This window comes from Corallococcus llansteffanensis (assembly GCF_003612055.1).
Lineage (GTDB): Bacteria > Myxococcota > Myxococcia > Myxococcales > Myxococcaceae > Corallococcus > Corallococcus llansteffanensis.
The window spans coordinates 1-22,194 of sequence record NZ_RAWB01000094.1; the positions used below are offsets into that span (position 1 = coordinate 1).

Annotated in this window: 5 protein-coding genes; all 5 read left to right on the plus strand. The window is 72.1% G+C overall.

Annotated features, from left to right (window positions below):
* Positions 1 to 62: 62 nt before the first annotated feature.
* Positions 63 to 5,522, plus strand: coding sequence for a non-ribosomal peptide synthetase (locus D7V93_RS11585; RefSeq protein ID WP_120643464.1), 5,460 nt, complete (start codon positions 63 to 65; stop codon positions 5,520 to 5,522).
* A gap of 36 nt (positions 5,523 to 5,558) precedes the next feature.
* Positions 5,559 to 10,241: a type I polyketide synthase gene (locus tag D7V93_RS11590; RefSeq protein WP_120643465.1), complete on the plus strand. Its 4,683-nt coding sequence runs from the start codon at positions 5,559 to 5,561 to the stop codon at positions 10,239 to 10,241.
* 38 nt (positions 10,242 to 10,279) lie between these two features.
* Entirely contained in the window at positions 10,280 to 16,243 is a 5,964-nt protein-coding gene (locus D7V93_RS11595) for a type I polyketide synthase (protein WP_120643466.1), read from the plus strand.
* A gap of 1 nt (position 16,244) precedes the next feature.
* Positions 16,245 to 19,580, plus strand: a complete 3,336-nt coding sequence (locus D7V93_RS11600; protein WP_244237243.1) for a non-ribosomal peptide synthetase — start codon at positions 16,245 to 16,247, stop codon at positions 19,578 to 19,580.
* Positions 19,573 to 22,194, plus strand: a 2,622-nt coding sequence (locus D7V93_RS11605; RefSeq protein ID WP_147451136.1) for a type I polyketide synthase, incomplete at its 3' end; no start/stop codon positions are given. The genes D7V93_RS11600 and D7V93_RS11605, both read left to right, overlap by 8 nt.

The window sequence follows — 22,194 nt, forward strand, 5'->3', positions numbered from 1 at the left end:
ATCCGCAGCCCCGTGCTCCCCGTGCACGGAAAGCCCCCCGTCGCATCCCAGGAGTCGCGTCCATGCCCAGCGGCACGTCGTCCGGCCCTTCCCCGGCCTCCGCCCCTTCGTTTTCCACGCTGGTGGAATTGCTGCGCGTCCGAGCCCAGACCCAGGGGGACCGGCGCGGCTTTACGTTCCTGCTGGACGGAGAGACGGACGAAGCGCACCTGACGTACGCGGAGCTGGACCAGAAGGCCCGCGCCATCGCGGCGGCGCTCCAGGCGAGAGGTGCCCAGGGGCAGCGGGCGCTGCTCTTGTATCCGCCCGGGCTGGACTACATCGCCGGGTTCTTCGGCTGTCTGTACGCGGGCGTCATCGCGGTCCCCATCTATCCACCCGACCCCATGCGTCTGGCGCGCACGCTGCCTCGCCTGCTGGCCATCAGCCAGGACGCGCAGGCCACCGTCGCCCTCACCACCGACTTCATCTACGGCATGGGGGAGATGCTCTTCGAGCAGGCGCCGGAGCTGCGGGAGCTGCACTGGATCGCCACCGACACGCTGGACGCGGAGGTCGCCGAAGGCTGGCGCGACCCGGGCGTGGCCACCGACACGCGGGTCTTCCTCCAGTACACCTCCGGCTCCACGTCGTCGCCCAAGGGCGTGGTGCTCACGCACGGCAACCTGCTGCACAACTCGAAGCTGATCCACTCCTGCTTCGGGCACTCCACGCAGAGCCAGGGCGTCATCTGGCTGCCGCCGTACCACGACATGGGCCTCATCGGCGGCATCCTCCAGCCGCTGTACGGCGGCTTCCCGGTGACGCTCTTCTCGCCGGTGGACTTCTTGAAGCGCCCCATGCGCTGGCTGGAGGCCATCTCCCGCTACAAGGCCACGACGAGCGGCGGGCCCAACTTCGCGTTCGACCTGTGCGTGCGCAAGTCCACGCCGGAAGAGCGCGCGAAGCTGGACCTGAGCCACTGGGACCTGGCCTTCAACGGCGCGGAGCCCATCATGCCGGACACGCTCCGGCGCTTCGCGGAGGCCTTCGGTCCGCAGGGCTTCCGCTCGGAGGCCATCTATCCCTGCTACGGCCTCGCGGAGGGCACGCTCATCGCCTCCGGCGGTGACAAGCGCGAGCTGCCCTTCCAGCGCACCGTGGACGCGGGCGCGCTGAAGGACAACCGCGTGGTGGCCGCGGAGCCCGCGCACAAGGGCGCCCAGACGCTGGTGGGCTCCGGCCGCAACCTGACCGACCAGCGGCTCGTCATCGCGCACCCGGAGACGGGCAAGCCGCTGCCGCCGGGCCAGGTGGGGGAGATCCGCGTCGCGGGGCCCAGCATCGCCCAGGGCTACTGGGGCCGCCCCGAGCAGACGCAGGCCACGTTCCAGCAGCCGCTCACCGGCACGGACGACCCGACGACGTTCCTGCGCACGGGCGACCTGGGCTTCCTGGACGGCGGCGAGCTGTTCGTCACCGGGCGCCTGAAGGACCTCATCATCATCCGCGGGCGCAACCACTACCCGCAGGACATCGAGCGCACGGTGGAGTCCAGCCACCCCGCCATCCGCCCCGGCTGCACGGCGGCGTTCTCCATCGAGTTGGAGGACGAGGAGCGCCTCATCGTCGTGACGGAGGTGGACCGCCGCGCGGTGGAGCGCGACGGCGTGGACCTGGATGCGCTTTCGCAGGGCATCCGGCAGGCCGTCGCGGCCGGGCATGATCTGCAGGCCCAGGGCGTGGTGCTGCTCGGGCCGGGCGCCATCCCGAAGACGTCCAGCGGGAAGATCCAGCGCTTCGCCACCCGCGCGGAGTACGTCGCGGACACGCTGGAGGCGCTGCACAAGAGCATCCTCGCCGCGCCCGCTGCCCCTTCGGCTCAGGCTTCGACCCCGGCCCCGGAGGCCGCCGTGACGCAGGCGCCCGCCGCGCCGGTGGGCCCCGACGCCAGCCTGCTGATGAAGATGCTGGCGGTGGTGCAGGATCCCTCCGCGCGCCGCGCGATGGTGGCGGTGTTCCTCCAGGAGCAGGCCGCGCTGGTGCTGCGGCTGCCCACCGCGCTGGTGGAGCAGGACAAGCCGCTGCATGCCTACGGCGTGGACTCGCTGATGGCGGTGGACTTCAAGAGCGCCGTCGACGCGGGGCTCGGCATCGACCTGCCGCTGTCGGACGTGCTCCAGGGCGTGTCGCTGTCGAAGCTGGCGGAGACGGTGGTGACGCTGCTGTCGGCGCCCCGCTCGGAGCACGCGTCGGGCCCGGTGTCGGCGGCGTCGGCCACGGGGGATGCGCCCCTGTCCGGCGGCCAGCAGGCGCTGTGGTTCATGCACCAGCTCGCGCCGGACAGCGCGGCCTACCACGTGCCCGTCGCGGTGCGCGTGCGCGCCGGGCTGGACGCGAACGCCCTGAAGGGCGCCTTCGAGGCGCTCGTGGCCCGCCACCCCGCCCTGCGCACCACGTTCGTCATGGCGGCCACCGGCCCCGTGCAGCGCGTGCACGCGGACCTGCCGCTGGACTTCGTCGCCACCGACGCGAAGGGCTGGAGCGAGGCGCAGGTGACGGAGCACCTGGCCGCCGAGGCCCGCCGCCCGTTCGACCTGGAGACGGGTCCGCTGCTGCGCGTGCGCCTCGTTTCGAGCTCGGCGGAGGACCACGCGCTGCTCATCGCCATGCACCACGTCGTCACCGACTTCTGGTCGCTGGCGGTGATGGCGGAGGAGCTGGACGCGCTCTACCCCGCGCTGCGGCTGGGCAAGCGGCCCACGCTCGCTGCTCCCGCGCGCACCTACGCGGACTACGCGCGCTGGCAGGCGGAGATGCTCGCCGGGGCGCGCGGTCAGGCGCTGGAGAAGTACTGGCGCGAGCAGCTCTCCGGGACGCTGCCGGTGCTGGACCTGCCCACGGACCACCCGCGTCCTCCGGTGCAGACCTTCAACGGCCGGGTGCACACCACGCGGCTGGACGCGGGCGTCACCGCCGCCGTGAAGTCCCTGGCGCGCGACCACGGCGCCACGCCCAACATGGTGCTCCAGACGGCCTTCCAGGCCCTGCTGCACCGCTACACCGGCCAGCAGGACTTCACGCTCGGCGTGGTGAGCGCGGGCCGCGGGCGCGCGGAGCTGGCGGGCATCACCGGCTACTTCGTCAACCCGCTGGTGGTGCGCACGCGCCCGTCCCCCATGCTGTCCTTCACGGACTACCTGGCCCAGACGCGCCAGACGATGCTGGGCGCGCTGGAGCACCAGGACTACCCCTTCAGCGCGCTCGTGGACCGGCTGCAGCCGGTGCGCGACCAGAGCCGCTCGCCGCTGTTCCAGGTGATGTTCGTCTACCAGCGCGCGTCCAAGCTGGATGAGCGCGGCCTCACGCCCTTCGCGCTGGACATCCCGGGCGCGCGCTCCACCGTCGCGGGCCTGCCCATCGAGTCGCTGGTGCTGGAGCACGGCGGCGCGCAGTTCGACCTCACGCTCACCATGGGCGAGGCGGACGGTGAGCTGGTCGCGTCCTTCGAGTACAACACCGACCTCTTCGAGGCCGGCACCATCGAGCGGATGGCCGGGCACCTGCGCACGCTGCTGGCCGGCATCGCGGCCCAGCCCCGGAGCACGCTCGCGCGGCTGCCGCTGCTCACCTCCGGGGAGCAGCACCAGCTGCTCGAAGGCTGGCGCGGCCCGCGCATCGCGCTCACCGACACGGACATGCTGCCCGCGCTCTTCGCGGCGCAGGTGGCGCGCACGCCGGACCACGTGGCGGTCCTCTTCAAGGACGCGCAGCTCACCTACCGCGAGCTGGGAGAACGCTCCGCGCAGCTCGCCGCGTGGCTCAAGGCGGCGGGCGTGAAGCCGGGCGACATCGTGGGCCTCTGCCTGGAGCGCTCCGTGGAGACGCTGGTGTCGGTGCTGGCCGTGATGGCCACGGGCGCCGCCTACGTCCCCATCGATCCCGCCTATCCCTCCGAGCGCGTGGCCTTCATCCTGGCCGACACGCAGGCCCCGGTGCTGCTCACCCAGTCCTGGCTCCAGCGCACGCTGCCCGCGGGCACGACGGCGCGCACGCTGTTCGTGGATCAGCCGCTGGACGGCGCGCTTTCCACCGGGCCCGCCGCGCCGGTGCGCGCCGGGGACCTGGCGTGCCTCGTCTACACCTCCGGCTCCACCGGCCAGCCCAAGGGCGTGATGCTGGAGCACGGGGGCCTTTCGAACCTGGTGCGCTCGTTCGTGGAGTCGTACGCGCCCACGGCGAAGGACCGGATGCTGCCGCTCACGTCGGTGGCCTCGGCCAGCTTCGTGGGGGAGATCCTCCCGCTGCTGTGCACGGGCGGCGCGCTGGTGCTGCCCACCGAGGATGAGATCCTCGACCAGGAGAAGCTCTTCCAGCTCATCACCCGCCACACCGTCACCATCGTGAGCACGGTGCCCGCGGTCATCGCGGGGCTCAACGCGCGCCTGGACGAGCTGCCGCCCCTGCGGCTCGTGCTCTCCGGCGGCGAGGCGCTGGTGGCCAGCGACGTGGAGAAGCTGCTCGCCACCACGCCGGTGGTGAACGGCTACGGCCTCACGGAGACGACGGTGTGCACGACCTACCACCGCATGGCGGTGGAGGACCTCCAGGGCCACGCGTGGGTGCCCATCGGCCGGCCCATCATCAACACGGACGTCTACGTGCTGGACGCGGAGCGCAACCTGCTGCCCGTGGGCGCCACCGGTGAGCTGTACGTGGGCGGCCTGGGGCTCGCGCGCGGGTACTGGCAGCGGCCGGAGCTGACCTCCGAGCGCTTCGTCGCGCACCCGTTCAGGACGGGCGAGCGCCTGTATCGCACCGGCGACCGCGCGCGCTGGCTGCCGGACGGGGTGCTGACGTTCCTGTCCCGCGCCGATGATCAGGTGAAGATCCGCGGCTTCCGCATCGAGCTGGGGGAGGTGGAGGCCGCCGTGCGCCGCCACCCCGCCGTGCGCGACGCGTTCCTGATGGCGCGCGAGGACTCGCCCGGGGACAAGCGGCTCGTGGCCTACCTGGTGTTCGCCGAGCCTGGGGAGGGCACGGCGCCCACGCACACGGACCTCAACGCCTTCCTCGCGGAGGCGCTGCCGCCGTACATGCTGCCGTCCGCGTACGTGCCGCTGGCCGCGCTGCCCCTGTCCACCAACGGCAAGGTGGACACGAAGGCGCTGCCCGCGCCGGAAGGGGCCCGGCTCGCTTCCGCCGCGGCCTACGCGCAGCCGCAGAGCGCGGTGGAGCGCAGCGTGGCCAGCATCTGGCAGGCGGTGCTGAAGGTGGAGCGCGTGGGCCTGAACGACAACTTCTTCGAGCTGGGCGGCAACTCGCTGCTCATCGCGCAGGCGCACCGTCGGCTGCGCGAGGAGCTGGGCGCGGACCTCGCGCTGGTGGACATGTTCAAGTTCACCACCGTGAGCGCGCTCGCCCAGCACCTGTCGAACAAGGGCGAGGACTCCGGCGCGGCTTCCCAGAAGATCAAGGACGAGGCGGAGCGTCGCCGGGCCGCCCAGGCGCGGCGTCAGCAGACGCGCGGCCGTGGCAAGTAACGACTTTCAGGCATCTCGGTTTCGAAGGATGGCTCCATGAGCACTGACACCCTCTCCGAAGTGGAAGGCATCGCGGTCATCGGTCTGGGCGGACGTCTGCCCGGCGCGAAGACCATCGCCGAGTTCTGGAAGAACCTCACCGGCGGCGTGGAGAGCATCACCTTCTTCACCGACGAGGAGCTCATCGCCGAGGGCGCGGACCCGGCGATGGTGCGCGCGCCCAACTACGTGAAGGCGCGCGGCACGCTGGGCGACACGGATCAGTTCGACGCGGCCTTCTTCGGCATGAACCCGCGCGAGGCCGCGCTGATGGATCCGCAGCACCGCGTCTTCCTGGAGTGCGCGTGGGAGGCGATGGAGAGCTCCGGCTACAGCCCGGAGCGCCAGCCCGGCCGCGTGGGCGTGTTCGGCGGCATGAGCATGAACACGTACCTGCTCTCCAACCTGTACTCGCACCTGGCGCACGTCGCGTCGGTGGAGAGCCTCCAGGCGTCCATCGGCAACGACAAGGACAGCCTGACGACGGAAGTCGCGTACCGGATGGACCTGAAGGGGCCCGCCGTCACGGTGCAGTCCTCGTCCTCCACGTCGCTCACCTGCATCCACTACGCCTGCCAGAGCCTGCTGTCGTTCGAGTGCGACATGGCCCTGGCCGGTGGCGTGTCCATCCACTTCCCGGAGAAGGCGGGCTACCTCTACCACGAGGGTGGCACCACGGCGCCGGACGGCCACTGCCACACCTTCGACGCGGAGGCCGAAGGCTTCGTCGCCGGCCACGGCGCGGCGGTGGTCGCGCTCAAGCGCCTGTCGGACGCGCTCAAGGACGGGGACACCGTCTATGCCGTCGTGCGCGGCTCGGCGGTGAACAACGACGGCTCGCAGAAGGTCAGCTACATGGCCCCGGCCGTCGCGGGGCAGGCGGAGGTCATCGCGCTGGCGCAGGCGGTGGCGAACGTGGAGCCGGACACCATCGGCTACGTGGAGGCCCACGGCACCGCGACCAAGGTGGGTGACCCCATCGAGGTGGCGGCGCTCACGCAGGCCTTCCGACAGGGCACGGACAAGAAGAACTTCTGCGCGCTGGGCTCGGTGAAGAGCAACATCGGCCACCTGGACTCGGCCGCGGGCGCGGTGGGCTTCATCAAGGCGGCGCTGTCGCTGCACCACAAGAAGATCGTCCCCAGCCTCAACTTCAAGACGCCCAACCCGGCGTGCGACTTCCCCAACAGCCCGTTCTACGTGAACACGGAGCTGCGCGACTTCCCCAAGGGCGCCACGCCGCGCCGCGCGGGCGTCACGTCGCTGGGCATGGGCGGCACCAACGCGCACGCCATCCTGGAGGAGGCCCCGGAGCTTCCCGCCACCGACAAGCCCCGGCGCCCCGCGCAGGTGGTGCTGCTGTCGGCGCGCACGGAGGCCTCGCTGGAGGTCGCCACGGACCGGCTGGCGGCGCACCTGCGCGAGCACCCGGACACGGACCTCGCGGACGTGGCGTACACGCTCCAGTTGGGGCGCAAGCGCTTCGGCAAGCGCCGCGCGGTGGTGGCGCGCACGACGGCGGACCTGACGGCGGCGCTCGCGGAGCGCACCCCGGGCCGCGTGTTCAGCGGCAGCGCGGAGAACACCGGCCGTCCGGTGATGTTCCTCTTCTCCGGCCAGGGCTCGCAGTACGTGGACATGGGCAAGGGCCTGTACGAACAGGAGCCCGTCTTCAAAGCCCAGGTGGACACCTGCGCGGAGAAGCTCAAGCCGCACCTGGGCCTGGACCTGCGCACGGTGCTGTACCCGTCCGCGGAGTCGCGCGAGATGGCCTCGGAGCGCCTCAAGCAGACGGGCCTCGCCCAGCCCGCGCTGTTCGTCATCGAGTACGCGCTCGCGAAGCTGTGGGCGTCGTGGGGCGTGACGCCGCACGCGATGCTGGGGCACAGCATCGGTGAGTACGTGGCCGCGTGCCTCGCGGGCGTCTTCACCCTGGACGACGCGCTGGCGCTGGTCGCGGCACGCGGCCGGCTGATGCAGTCGCTGCCCACAGGCGCGATGCTCGCGGTGTCGCTGCCCGAAGAGCACGTGACGCCCATGCTGCCCGCGGGCCTGTCCGTGGCGGCGGTGAACAGCCCCTCCACCTGCGTCGTCGCCGGCCCCACGGCGCTCGTGGACGCGTTCGTGGAGACGCTCAACCTCCAGGGCCTGAACAGCTCGCGGCTGCACACGTCGCACGCGTTCCACTCCGCGATGATGGACCCCATCCTGGACGCCTTCCGCGAGGCGGTGCGCAAGGTGGCCCGGCAGGCGCCGAAGAAGCCCTACCTGTCCAACGTCACCGGCACCTGGGTCACGTCCGAGGAGGCCACGAGCCCCGACTACTGGGCGAAGCACCTGCGCGGCGCGGTGCGCTTCGCGGACGGCGTGGCGGAGCTGCTGAAGGAGTCGGACGCCATCCTCCTGGAGGTCGGCCCGGGCAACACGCTGGCCACCCTGGCGCGGCAGCACCCCGACAAGGGCGCGCGGCACGCGCTGCTCAACTCGCTGCGCCACCCGAAGGAGCAGCACGACGACCTGGACCACGGGCTGGGCGCGCTGGGCCGCCTGTGGCTGGAGGGCGTGGAGCCGGACTGGGACGCGTTCCGGGGCGAGGAGCGCCGCCGTCGCATCGCGCTGCCCACCTCTCCCTTCGAGCGGCAGCGCCACTGGGTGGATCCGCGCAAGGACACCGCCGCCGTCGACGGTGAGCGCGCCGAGTGGGTGTCCGCGGATCAGAAGCAGCCCGTGGCCCGCTGGTTCTACCTGCCGTCGTGGCAGCGCGCCCTGCCGCCCCCGAAGAGCGCCTGGAGCGAGAAGAAGGCCACGTGGTGGCTGTTCCTCCCGGACGAGGACGCCACGGGCTCCGGTGAAGGCCTGGGTGCGCGGCTCGCGCTGAAGCTGGGCGAGGCCGGCCAGGACGTCGTGCGCATCACGCCCGGAGCCGCCACGTCGAAGCGCGACGAGCACCACTGGACGCTGGCGCTGGGCGGGGAAGGCACGCTGCTGGAGGCGCTCACCGCGCAGGGCCGCGCGCCGGACCACGTCCTGCACCTGGGCACCCTGGGCGTGGGCGACGCGCAGGGCGAGGCGGGCTTCGAGTCCGCGCTCGGCAAGGGCTTCCTGGGGCTGATGGGGCTGGCACAGGCGCTGGGGCGTCAGCCCGGCACGCGGCCGGTGTCGCTGGTCGCCGTCACGAACCGCATGCAGTCGCTGGGTGAAGAGGCCCCCAACCCGGAGCTGGCCACGGTGCTGGGCCCGGTGCGCGTGATTCCGCAGGAGTACGGGCACCTGTCCGCCAAGGCCGTGGACCTGCGCCTGCCGCCCGCGGGCAGTTGGCAGGAGACGGCGCTGGTGGAGGCGCTGCTGTCCGAAGGCGCGACGCCGTCCAAGCTGGAGAACGTCATCGCCTACCGTGGCGGCGCCCGCTGGGTGCAGACGTTTGAGTCGGTGCCGGCGGACGCGCCCCGCGCCGCGCAGATTCCGCTGCGCGACGGCGGCGTGTACCTGCTCATCGGCGGGTTCGGCACGCTGGGCTTCGCGCATGCGAAGTCGCTGGCGAAGCGGGTGAAGGCGAAGCTCGTCATCGCCGGCCGCACGGGCCTGCCGGAGCGCGCTCGGTGGGACGCGCACCTCGCGGCGAACCCCGAGCACAACCCCGTGGCCCGCCGCATCCAGCAGGTGCTGGAGCTGGAGGCGCTGGGCGCGGAGGTCCTCGTGACTTCCGCGGACGCGGCCAACAAGGTCCAGGTCCAGGCGGCGGTGGACGCGGCCGTGTCGCGCTTCGGCGCGCTGCACGGCGTGGTGTTCGCGGCGGGTGACGTGGGCCAGGCCCTCTTCCGGGCCATCCCGGACACCCGGCCGGAGGACGTGCGCGACACCTTCCACGGGCGCGTGCGCGGGCTGTACGCGCTGGAGGAGGCGCTGCGCGGACGCTCGCTGGACTTCTGCCTGCTGTCGTCGTCGCTGGCGGCGGTGCTGGGCGGTCTGGGGCTGGCGTCGTACGCGGCGGCCACGTCCTTCATGGACGCCTTCGCCACGAAGCAGTCCCAGACGACGCCGGTGCCGTGGATGAGCGTGGGCTGGGACGCGTGGAAGTTCGAGTCCCGCGCCGAGGGCACGCAGAGCCCGTTCGGCGCGCTGGCCATCACGCTCTCCGAGGGCGAGGACGCCTTCGAGCAGCTCTTCCAGCTGGGCGCCGTGTCCCACGTCGCGGTGTCCACGAGCAACCTGCGCGCCCGCGCGCGCAAGTGGGCGCAGCCCGCGGCCACGCCGGAGTCGGTGGTGGCGGCGAAGCAGGAGGCGGGCTCGTCCCTGGGCACCACGCCCCGGCCCACGCTCCAGAACGCCTACGTGCCGCCGCGCGACGCGCTGGAGGAGAAGATCGCCCACCTGTGGGAGACGACGCTCGGCATCGCGCAGGTGGGCGTGCACGACAACTTCTTCGAGCTGGGTGGCAACTCGCTCGTGGGCGTGAAGCTGATTGCCCGCGTGCGCGAGCAGTTCGGCGTCGCGCTGCCGGCCGTCACACTCTACGAAGGCCCCACCGTGGGCGCGCTGGCGAAGCTGCTCAAGGCCGCCAGCGGCACCGAGGACGCGGACGCCGTCCCTGAAGACACCGAGGCGCTCAGCCGCGGAGAGCGCCGCCGCGCCCGCCGCGCGAACCGCCAGGGCGATGGCGCCTCCGACGAGGAGCCGTAGTTCCCCTCCCGCACCCCTTTCGCTGACGAGCACACCCCATGTCCGCTGATTCGAATATCGACGCGCAGGCCATCGCCATCGTCGGCATGGCCGGGCGCTTCCCCGGCGCCCCCGACCTGGACACCTTCTGGCGCAACCTGCGCGAGGGCGTGGAGTCCATCCATCCCGTGCCCGACGCGGAGCTGGAGAAGCTGGGCGTGGACCCCGTCCTGCGCAAGGACCCGCGCCACGTGAAGGCCAGCGCGGCGCTGGAGGGCATGGAGCTGTTCGACGCGGGCTTCTTCGGCTTCACGCCCCGCGAGGCGGAGCTGATGGATCCGCAGCACCGCGTCTTCCTGGAGTGCGCGTGGGAGGCGCTGGAGAAGGCGGGCCACACGCCAGAGGGCTTCGACGGCTCCATCGGCGTGTTCGCGGGCGCGTCCACGAACACGTACCTCGTGTTCCACCTGGTCCCCAACTTCGACCAGCTGAGCGGCCTGGACCAGGTGCAGGTGGACGTGAGCAACGGCGGCGACTTCCTCGCCACCCGCGTCGCGTACAAGCTCAACCTGCGCGGGCCCAGCTACTCCATCACCAGCGCGTGCTCCACGTCGCTCGTGGCCACGCACGCGGCCTGCCAGAGCCTGCTCAACGAGGAGTGCGACGTCGCGCTCGCGGGCGGCGTCTCCGTGCACGTGAAGCACCCGGAGGGCTACCCCTACGTGCCGGGCGGCATCGTGTCCCCGGACGGTCACTGCCGCGCGTTCGACGCGAAGGCGGAGGGCACGGTGTTCGGCAGCGGCGTGGGCGTGGTGGTGCTCAAGCGGCTGGCGGACGCGCTCGCGGACGGCGACCACATCCACGCCATCATCAAGGGCTCCGCCATCAACAACGACGGCGCCATGAAGGTGGGCTTCACCGCCCCCAGCGTGGAGGGACAGGCCACCGTCATCAGCGAGGCCCTCGGCGCCGCGGGCGTGGCGCCGGAGAGCATCGGCTACCTGGAGGCGCACGGCACCGGCACCAAGATGGGCGACCCCATCGAGGTGCGCGCGCTCAACAAGGCGTTCAAGTTCCGCTCCGCCGCCGCCAAGGCGAACCCTCCGAAGATTCCGGTGGGCTCGCTCAAGAGCAACATCGGGCACCTGGCCAACGCGGCCGGCGTCTCCAGCCTCATCAAGGCCGTGCTGACGCTGGAGCACCGCCAGATTCCGCCCAGCCTCCACGTGACGGAGGTGAACCCGGAGATTCCCTTCGCGGGCGGCCCCTTCTTCGTCAACACGAAGCTCACCGACTGGCAGGCGAACCCCAAGCACCCGCGCCGCGCGGGCGTCAGCTCCTTCGGCGTGGGCGGCACCAACGCGCACGTCGTGCTGGAGGAGGCCCCCACGCTGCCTCCTTCCGGCGCCTCGCGGCCCGCGCAGCTGCTCGTGCTGTCCGCCAAGAGCGACGCGGCGCTGGACGCGGCCACCCGGAACCTGGCCGCGCACCTGAAGGCGCACCCCGAGCAGGCACTGGCGGACGTGGCCTTCACGCTCCAGACGGGCCGGCAGGCGATGGCGAAGCGGCGCGTGCTCATCTGCCGCGACCGGGACGACGCGCTCACCGCGCTGGAGGTGGAGGACAGCCCCCGCCTGTGGATGCAGGCGCCCGACGTGCAGGAGCGGCCGGTGGCCTTCCTGTTCCCCGGCCAGGGCTCGCAGTACGTGGGCATGGCGCGCGACCTGTACGCGTCCGAGCCCACGTTCAAGAAGCACCTGGACGCGTGCGCGGAGAAGCTGACGCCGCACCTGGGCCTGGACCTGCGCACGGTGCTCTTCCCGGAGGCCTCGAAGGCGGAGGCCGCGACGCAGGCGCTGTCGCGCACGGAGCTGACGCAGCCCGCGCTCTTCGTCGTCGAGTACGCGCTCGCCAAGCTGTGGATGGCCTGGGGCGTGAAGCCCTCCGCGATGCTGGGACACAGCATCGGTGAGTACGTGGCCGCGTGCCTCGCGGGCGTGTTCTCGCTGGAGGACGCGCTGGCGCTGGTCGCCGCGCGCGGCAAGCTGATGCAGGGGCTGCCCGCGGGCGCGATGCTGTCCGCCCGGATGGAGGAGTCCGCGCTGAAGCCGCTGCTCACGGGCGGGCTCGCCGTGGCGGCCGTCAACGCGCCGGGCTTCACCGTCGTGGCCGGTCCCACCGAAGCGGTGGACGCGCTCCAGGCGAAGCTGGAAGCGCAAGGCGTGGAGGTGTCGCGGCTGCACACGTCGCACGCGTTCCACTCCGCGATGATGGACCCCATCCTCGCGCCCTTCACCGAGCGCGTTCGTCAGGTGAAGCTCAACGCCCCCACCCTGCCCTTCCTGTCCAACGTGACGGGCACGTGGATTGAAGCGGGACAGGCGACCGACCCGGGCTACTGGGCCACGCACCTGCGTCAGGCGGTGCGCTTCTCCGCGGGGCTTCAGGAACTTGGGCGCAAGTGGCCGCAGGCGGCCTTCCTGGAAGTCGGGCCGGGCACGGTGCTGGCGACGCTGGCGAAGCAGCAGCCGGGCGCAGAAGGGCGCGTCCTCGTCAGCACCACGCGCCACCCGCGCGAGCAGACGCCGGACCTCCCGGTGCTCTTGGGCGCGCTGGGCCGGCTGTGGTTGGGCGGCGTGTCGGTGGACTGGAAGGGCTTCGCGGGGAACGAGCAGCGTCGCCGCGTGCCGCTGCCCACCTACCCGTTCCAGCGCGAGCGCTACTGGATTGAAGCGAAGCCCCTGGGCTCGGCCGGTGGAGCCCGCGCGGATGCGCCCGCGTCGCTGACGAAGCGCGCGGACGTGGCGGACTGGTTCTACGCGCCGTCGTGGAAGCTCGCGCCGCTGCCTCGCGCGAAGGCGCAGGACGCGCAGGACGCGGGCTGGCTGGTGTTCGCGGACGACACCGGCGTGGCGGACGCGCTCGCGCCGAAGCTGGGCGGGACGGTCTACCGGGTGGTGCCGGGCACGAAGTTCGAGCAGCGCCCGGACGGCACGTACACGGTGGATCCGAAGCACCTCCAGGACTACTGCTCGCTGATGGACGCGCTGAAGAAGCAGGGCCGCGCGTTCGCGAACGTGGTGCACCTGTGGAGCCTGTCGCGCGAGCCCGTGTCCCTGGAGACGGCGCTGGAGCAGGGCTTCCACAGCCAGCTCTTCCTCGCCCGCGCGCTGGGAGAGGCGGGCCACATCGAGCCGCTCACCTGGTCCGTGGTGACGAGCCGCTCGGCGCGCGTGGAGCAGACGGATGTGCAGCTGCCGGAGCAGGCACTGCTCGTGGGCCCCACGCGCGTGCTGCCGCAGGAGTACCCGCACCTCGCCTGCCGCTTCGTGGACGTGGTGCCCGGCGACGCGGGCGCGGTGGCGGACCGGCTGGCGGCGGAGCTGCGCGCGGAAGCGCGTGACGCGGTGGTGGCCCTGCGTGGCCGTCAGCGCTGGGTGCAGACCTTCGAGCCCGTGCGCCTGGAGGCCGGCGCGGACGTGCTGCGCGACGGCGGCGTGTACCTCATCACCGACGGCCTCACCGGCATCGGCCATGCGCTCGCGTCCGAGCTGGCGACGGTGCACCACGCGAAGCTGACGCTGGTGGAGACGACGGACTTCCCCAGCCGCGGCCAGTGGTCCGCCTGGGTGGAGAAGCACGGCGTGGACGACGCGGTGAGCCGCCGCATCCAGCGCGCCCAGGCCCTGGAGCGCACGGGCGTGGAGCTGCTGGTGCTGCCCGCGGCCCTCACCGACGTGGAGTCCATGCGCGGCGTGGTGGACACGACGACGGCGCGCTTCGGCCGCATCGACGGCGTCATCCACGCGGCGGGCGGCATGCAGGGCGCCACCCTGGGCACCATCGCGGAGACGGGGCCGGACAAGGTGGACTGGCACTTCCGCCCGCAGGTGCACGGCGTGCGCGTGCTGCGGCAGGTGCTGCCCGCGGAAGGCCCCGCCTTCTGCCTCCTCGTCTCATCCCTGTCGTCGGTGCTGGGCGGGCTGGGCCAGGTGGCGCAGGCGTCCGCCAGCGCGTTCATGGATGCCTTCGCGGAAGGGCTCAGCGAGACGTCCGCCTACCCGTGGCTCAGCGTGGACTGGGACGCGTGGCAGTTCGCGGACGACCGCGCCATGGCGGAGCTCAGCCCCGCGCTGGCCCGCTTCGCCATCCAGCCCGCGGAGGGCCTGGAGGCGCTGCACCGCGCGCTCGCGCATGGAGAGGGAGGCCGGCTGGCCGTCTCCACCGGCGACCTCACCGCGCGCCGCCGCCAGGGCCCGCGCCCCACGAAGGCGGATGCGAAGGGGCAGAAGGACGCCTCGCGCGGCAAGCACGCGCGGCCGTCCATCCTCACGCCCTACCTGGCGCCCCGCACGGAGCTGGAGAAGACCGTCGCGGGCATCTGGGAGCAGGTGCTGGGCATCGGCGGCATCGGCATCCACGACAACTTCTTCGAGCTGGGCGGCCACTCGCTGCTGGCCACGCAGCTGCGCAACCACATCCACGCGGTGCTCAAGGTGGACCTGTCGCTGCGCGGCCTGTTCGAGACGCCCACCGTGGCGGGCGTCGCCGGGCGCGTGGAGCAGGAGCTGGGCAAGCGCTCCACCGCGACGGAGAAGCCCATCGCGGAGCGCCTGCGCACCGCGTTCCCCACCGAGCGCCCCGCCCTCCTGACGGAGTACCTGCGCCACCACATCTCCGAGGGCCTGCGCATCCCGTTGGAGCAGCTCCCCGCCGACGGCAGCCTGAAGGGCTACGACCTGCACGCCCTGGGCGCGGAGCTGGAGTACGACCTGCGGCAGGACTTCAAGTTCCAGCTCTACCCGCACGAGGTGCAGGCGCACCCGTCCATCCCGGAGCTGTCGAAGTACCTGCTGGTGGAGATGGACCGGTTGACGGATCCGCAGCGCTTCGCGGAAGGCAAGCCGCTGTCGGACTACCCGCTCAAGCCGTACCGGGCCCAGGGCACCGGCAAGGCGCGCACCGACACCGCGAAGAAGAACCCGCCGATGGTGTTCGTGCACTCCAGCCCCCGCGCGGGCTCCACGCTGTTCCGCGTGATGCTCGCGGGGCACCCCCGGCTGTTCTGCCCGCCGGAGGTGAACCTGCTGTTCTTCGAGAGCATGCGCGAGTGGCGCGAGAACATCGGCTTCGGCAGCGAGATGGAGTGGACCACGGGCGGTCTGCAGTGGGCCTTCATGGAGCTGGAGAAGCTGGACTCGGCCGCGGGCGCGGGCTTGGTGGACCGGCTGGTCGCGGACGACGTCTCCGCGCAGGAGGTCTACCGCCGCCTGCAGGAGAAGTCCGCGCCCCGGCTGCTCGTGGACAAGACGCCCACGTACGCCATGGACGTGGAGACGCTCCAGCGTGCGGAGCAGATGTTCGACGGCAACAAGTACATCTACCTCTACCGGCACCCGCTCCCGGTGATGGAGTCCATCCTCCGGATGCGCTTCGACCGCCTCTTCGCCGCCGGCCTCTTCGGCGACGCGGACGTGGACCCCTACGTGGTGGCGGAGACGGTGTGGGCGCTGTCCAACCGCAACCTGCTCAACTTCTTCGACGGCATCGGCCGTGAGCGCTGCCACTGGGTCGCGTACGAGGACCTGGTCACGGACCCCACGAAGGTCATGACGGGCGTGTGCGACTTCCTGGGCCTGCCCTTCGACGAGCGCATGGTGCAGCCGTACGACGGCAAGAAGGAGCGGATGATGGGGGGCCTGGGCGACCCCAACATCCTCCAGCACCAGGGCATCGAGAAGAAGCTGGGCGAGTCCTGGAAGCGCATCAAGTGGCCTCGCGCGTTCGACGCCTCCACCCACGCGGTGATCGAGCGCCTGGGCTACTCCGTGGAGGGCGCGACGCCCGCGGCCGCAGCGCTGACGGCCCCGGCGCCGAAGCAGAAGTTCACGCCCGCGGAGGCGGAGAAGCTGCTGGAGAACATGGACCAGCTTTCGGACGAGCAGGTCGCGGAGCTGCTCGCGGTGATGGAAGACGCAGGCGGCACGGGTGGCGGCGGCAGCAGTGACGAGGAAGCGGCCTGACATGTCGTTGACGCCCGAAGAGAAGCGAGCCCGGCTGGCGCAGCTCCTGAAGGACAAGACACGCCCCGCCGCGAAGCAGGCGCCCCTTTCCTTCGCGCAGGAGCGGATGTGGTTCCTGGACAAGTGGAGCCCCGGCAGCGCGGCGTTCCACATGCCCACCGCGGTGCGCCTGTCCGGCACCGTGGACGTGGAGGCGCTGCGCCGCGCCCTGGCCGTGCTGGTGGAGCGGCACGACACGCTGCGCACCACCTTCCAGGAGCGCGAGGGCCGCGCGCTGCAGATCATCGCGCCCACCGGAGAGGTGTCGCTGGAGGTGATGGACCTCCAGGGGCTGCCGGAGTCCGAGCGCGAGGCGGAGGCCCAGCGGCGCGTGGTCTCGCTCGCGCAGCAGCCCTTCCAACTGGAGCAGGGCCCGCTGTTGCGCACGGTGCTGATGCTCCTGGGCAATGGTGAGCAGGTGTTGCTGGTGGATCAGCACCACATCGTCTCCGACGGCTGGTCCATGGGCGTGCTCGTGCACGAGCTGGCGATGTCGTACCGGGCGTGCCTGGAGGGCCAGCCTCCGCCGCTGAAACCGCTGCCGCTGCAGTACGCGGACTGGGCGGCGTGGCAGCGCGACTGGCTCCAGGGCGCGGAGCTGGAGCGTCAGCTCACGTACTGGAAGGGAAGGCTCAACCCGCACGCGCTCCTGGAGCTGCCCGCGGACAAGCCGCGTCCGGCGCTGATGAGCTCCAAGGGCGCGCGGCAGGTGATGCACCTGTCCCCCGCCCTCACCCAGGCGCTCAAGGCGCTGGGCCAGCGCGAGGGGCGCACCCTCTTCGTCACCCTGCTGTCCGCCTTCAACGTGCTCCTGTCGCGCTACACCGGCCAGGAGGACATCGTCGTGGGCACGCCCATCGCGGGCCGTCCGCGCGCGGAGGTGGAAGGGCTCATCGGCCTGTTCGTGAACATGCTCGCGCTGCGCTCGGACCTGTCCGGCCGGCCGTCCTTCCGCGAGCTGATGGGCCGCGTGCACGAGTCCACGCTGGACGCGTACGCGCACCAGGACATCCCCTTCGAGCGGCTGGTGGACGCGCTCAAGCCGGAGCGCCACCTCAGCCACACGCCCATCTTCCAGGTGATGTTCGTCCTCCAGAACGCGCCCATGCCGGCCCTGGAGGCCCCGGGCATGGTGATGGAGGCGAAGCCGGTGGACACCGGCACGACGAAGTATGACCTGTCCCTGCTGCTGGTGGACCTGCCGCAGGGCCTGCGCGTCATCGCCGAGTACAGCACCGACCTCTTCGAAGCGGCCACCGCCGAGCGACTGCTCGGGCACTACCAGACGCTGCTGGAAGGCCTCGTCGCGCAGCCGGACCTGTCCATCTCCCGCCTGCCGCTGCTGCCCGACGGCGAGCGCCACCGCGTGCTGAAGGCGTGGAACGACACCGCCGTCGCCCACCCGGCGGAAGCCACGCTGACGTCGCTCATCGAGGCGCAGGTGGCGCGCACGCCGGACGCGGTGGCCCTGGAGTTCGAGGGCACGCGCCTCACCTTCCGGGAGCTGGACGCTCGCGCGAACCAACTGGCGCACGCCCTGCGCAAGCACGGCGTGGGGCCGGAGGTCCGCGTGGGCCTGTGCGTGGAGCGCTCGCTGGAGATGGTGGTGGGCCTGCTGGGCACGCTCAAGGCCGGTGGCGCCTACGTGCCGTTGGACCCTGGCTACCCGCAGGAGCGCCTGGGCTGGATGCTGGAGGACGCGCGTCCGCCCGTGCTGCTCGTGCAGGAGCGGCTGCTGTCGCGCCTGCCGCCGTTCCCGGGCACGCGGGTGGTGTCGCTGGACACGGGCTGGGAGGAGATTGCCCGCGAGCCCACCACCGCGCCCGCGCCGCTCGCGACGCCGGATGCGCTGGCGTACATCATCTTCACGTCCGGCAGCACCGGCCGCCCCAAGGGCGCGATGAACGCGCACGGCCCGGTCGTCAACCGCCTGCTGTGGATGCAGTCCGCGTACAAGCTCACGCCCGACGACGTGGTGCTCCAGAAGACGCCGTTCAGCTTCGACGTGTCGGTGTGGGAGTTCTTCTGGCCGCTGATGACGGGCGCGAAGCTGGTCGTCGCGAAGCCCGGCGGTCACCAGGACCCCGCGTACCTTTCCGGGCTGATCAGCTCTGCGGCCGTCACCACGCTGCACTTCGTGCCCTCCATGCTCCAGGCGTTCCTGGATGAGCCGGGCGTGGAGGGCTGCACGTCGCTCAAGCGCGTGGTGTGCAGCGGTGAGGCGCTGCCCCTGGAGCTGAAGGAGCTGTGCCTGCGCATGCTGCCGGGCGCCGGGCTGCACAACCTGTACGGCCCCACCGAGGCCGCGGTGGACGTGACGTTCCACGCGTGCCAGCCGAACGACGGACGCCGGTCGGTGCCCATCGGGCGGCCGGTGGACAACACGCAGATCCGCATCCTGGACGCGGAGCTGCAGCCGGTGCCGCAGGGCGCGGCGGGCGAGCTGTACATCGGCGGTGTGCAGGTGGGGCGCGGCTACCTGGCGCGGCCGTCGCTCACCGCCGAGCGCTTCATCCCCGACCCCTATGCAGCGACGCCGGGCGCGCGCCTGTACCGCACGGGCGACGTGGCGCGGTGGCTGCCCGACGGTGAAGTCGAGTACCTGGGCCGCGCGGACTTCCAGGTGAAGATCCGCGGCCTGCGCATCGAGCTGGGTGAAATCGAGGCCTCGCTGGAGAAGCACCCGTCGGTGCGCCAGGCGGTGGTGCTCGCGCGCGAGGACCGGCCGGGCCAGAAGCGACTCGTCGCCTACGTCACCGGCAAGGAGTCCGCGCCGGAGGCGGGCGTCCTGCGCGCCTTCCTGCTGGAGCGGCTGCCCGAATACATGGTGCCGTCCAACGTGGTGGTGCTGGAGCGCATGCCGCTCAGCCCCAACGGCAAGGCGGACCGCAAGGCGCTGCCCGCGCCGGAGTTGGGCGGAGCGGATCCGTCCCGGCCCTTCGTGGCGCCGGGGACGGCCATCGAGCAGCAGATCGCCCAGGCATGGAAGGACCTGCTCCACGTGGAGCGGGTGGGCCTGGACGACCCCTTCTTCGAACTGGGTGGCAACTCGCTGCTCGCGCTCCAACTCCACCGGCGGTTGACGGCGGAGCTGGGCGTGCAGCTGGCCCTCACGGACCTCTTCCAGTACCCCACCGTGCGGGCACTGGCGACGCGGCTGTCGCGTCGGGAGGAGCAGCCCTCGGAGGACGCGGCGCAGTCAGGCCGTTCCCGGGCCGAGGCGCGGCGCACGGTCAACCGGCGCGCGGTGGGTTCGCGCGGCCGGGCTGAGACGACGGACGGAGACGCGGATGAGTGACGCAGTGGGTGGCGGCGAAGAGCGCATCGCAATCGTCGGCCTGTCCGGCCGCTTTCCGGGAGCCCGGGACCTGGAGGGGTTCTGGGAGATGTTGAGGCGCGGAGGCGATGCGCGCCGCGTCCCCACGGACGCGGAGCTGGACGAGGCGGGCGTGCCCCCCGCGCTGCGCGCCCACCCCCAGTGGGTGCGCTCCAGCTACGTGCTGGATGGTGCGACGGACTTCGACGCGGGCCTCTTCGGCTACAGCCCGCGCGAGGCCGAGCTGATGGACCCCCAGCAGCGCATCTTCATGGAGTGCGCGTGGGAGTCGTTGGATCACGCCGGCTATGACCCGGGCCGCTTCAAGGGCGCGGTGGCCGTCTACGCCAGCGTGAGCCTGAGCTCGTACCTGCTGCGCGCGCTGATGCGGCAGCCGGACCTGATGGATGCGACGGGGTCGTTCGGCCTGATGCTGGCCAACGACAAGGACTACGTGGCGACGCGCGTGTCCCACCGGCTGGGCCTCCGGGGCCCCGCGGCGACGGTGCAGACGGCGTGCTCCAGCTCGCTCGTGGCGCTCCACCTGGCGTGCCAGAGCCTGCTGTCGGGCGAGAGCGACATGGCGCTCGCGGGCGGCAGCTCCGTGTCCTTCCCGCAGACGGCGGGCTACCTCTACCAGGAGGGGATGATCTTCTCCCCGGACGGCTACTGCCGCGCGTTCGACGCGAAGGCGCACGGCACCGTGCGCGGCGCGGGCGCGGCGGTGGTGGTGCTCAAGCGGCTGTCGGACGCCTTGAAGGACGGCGACACCATCCACGGCGTGCTGCTGGGCACCGCGGTGAACAACGACGGCGCGGGCAAGGTGGGCTTCACCGCCCCCAGCGTGGAGGGCCAGGCCGCCGTCATCGCGGAGGCGCTCGCCATCGCGGGCGTCACGCCCGGGGACATCCAGTACGTGGAGGCCCACGCCACGGGCACCCCGCTGGGCGACCCGATTGAAGTGGCCGCGCTGAACCAGGCCTTCGGCGGCAAGGAGACGGGCGCGAAGCGCGTGGCGCTGGGCTCGCTCAAGGCCAGCATCGGCCACCTGGACGCGGCGGCCGGCATCGCGGGCGTCGTGAAGACGGTGCTCGCGCTGGAGCACGGCGAGCTCCCCGCGAGCCCCCACTTCCGGCAGGCCAACCCCGTCATCGACTTCGACGGGGGGCCCTTCTTCGTGCCCTCCGAGCCCCGGCCGTGGAAGTCCCCGGACGGGCCGCGCCGCGCGGGCGTGAGCGCCTTCGGCATTGGCGGCACCAACGCGCACGCCGTGCTGGAGGAGGCCCCGAAGGCGCCGGCCCCCGCGCCGTCGCGCCGCGTGTGGCACGTGCTGCCGCTGTCCGGCCGCACGCCCGCCGCGCTGGAAGAGGCGACGACGCGGCTGGCCGCGTACCTGGACGCGCACCCCGACCTGCCGCTGGCGGACGTGGCCTACACGCTCCAGGTGGGCCGCCACGCGCACGAGCACCGCCGGGCCGTGGTGTGCCGCGACACCGCCGACGCTCGGGCCGCGCTGCGCGACGCACGCCGGTTGCTCGGAGGCTCGGGCACCAACACGCGCCGGCCGGTGGTGTTCCTCTTCTCCGGCCAGGGTTCGCAGTACGTGGACATGGGCCGGGGCCTGTATGAGCAGGAGCCCGCCTTCCGCGCGGAGGTGGACGCCTGCGCGCAGAAGCTCCAGTCGCACCTGGGGCTGGACCTGCGCACCGTGCTCTACCCGCCCGCGGACGCGCGCGAGCAGGCCACGGAGCAGCTGCGCAAGACGTCGCTGACGCAGCCCGCGCTCTTCGTCATCGAGTACGCGCTGGCGAAGCTGTGGGCGTCGTGGGGCGTGACGCCGCAGGCGATGGTGGGCCACAGCATCGGCGAGTACGTGGCCGCGTGCCTCGCGGGCGTCTTCTCGCTCGATGATGCGCTGGCGCTCGTCGCCACGCGGGGCCGCTTGATGCAGTCGCTGCCCCCAGGCGCGATGCTGTCGGTGCGGATGACGCCCGAGGCCGTGAAGCCGCTGATGGACGGGCGCCTGTCCGTGGCCGCCATCAACGCTCCGGGCTTCACCGTCGTCGCCGGACCCAATGAAGCGGTGGACGCGCTCCAGGCGAAGCTCGCGGCCCAGGGCGTGGAAGTGTCGCGGCTGCACACGTCGCACGCGTTCCACTCCACGATGATGGACCCCATCGTGGAGGAGTTTCGGCAGGCGGTGGGCAAGGTGGCTCGCAAGGCGCCGAAGGACCTCTACCTGTCCAACGTCACCGGCACGCACGTCACGGCCGAGGACGCGGTCAGCCCCGCGTACTGGGCCCGCCACCTGCGGGACGCCGTGCGCTTCCAGGACTCCGCGACGCAGCTGCTCGCGGATCCGGAGCACGTCTTCCTGGAGGTCGGCCCGGGCAACTCGCTGGCGACGCTCGTGCGCAGGAACGCCCCGGAGGGCACCTTCCCGGCGATCCTCACGTCGCTGCCCGCGCCGCGCGATGCCCAGCAGGACGCGCTCGCGCACGCCACGGACGCCGCCGCGCGGCTGTGGCTCACGGGCGCGAAGACGAACCTCTCCCGCGTCTACAAGGGCGAGGCCCGCCGCCGCATCCCCCTGCCC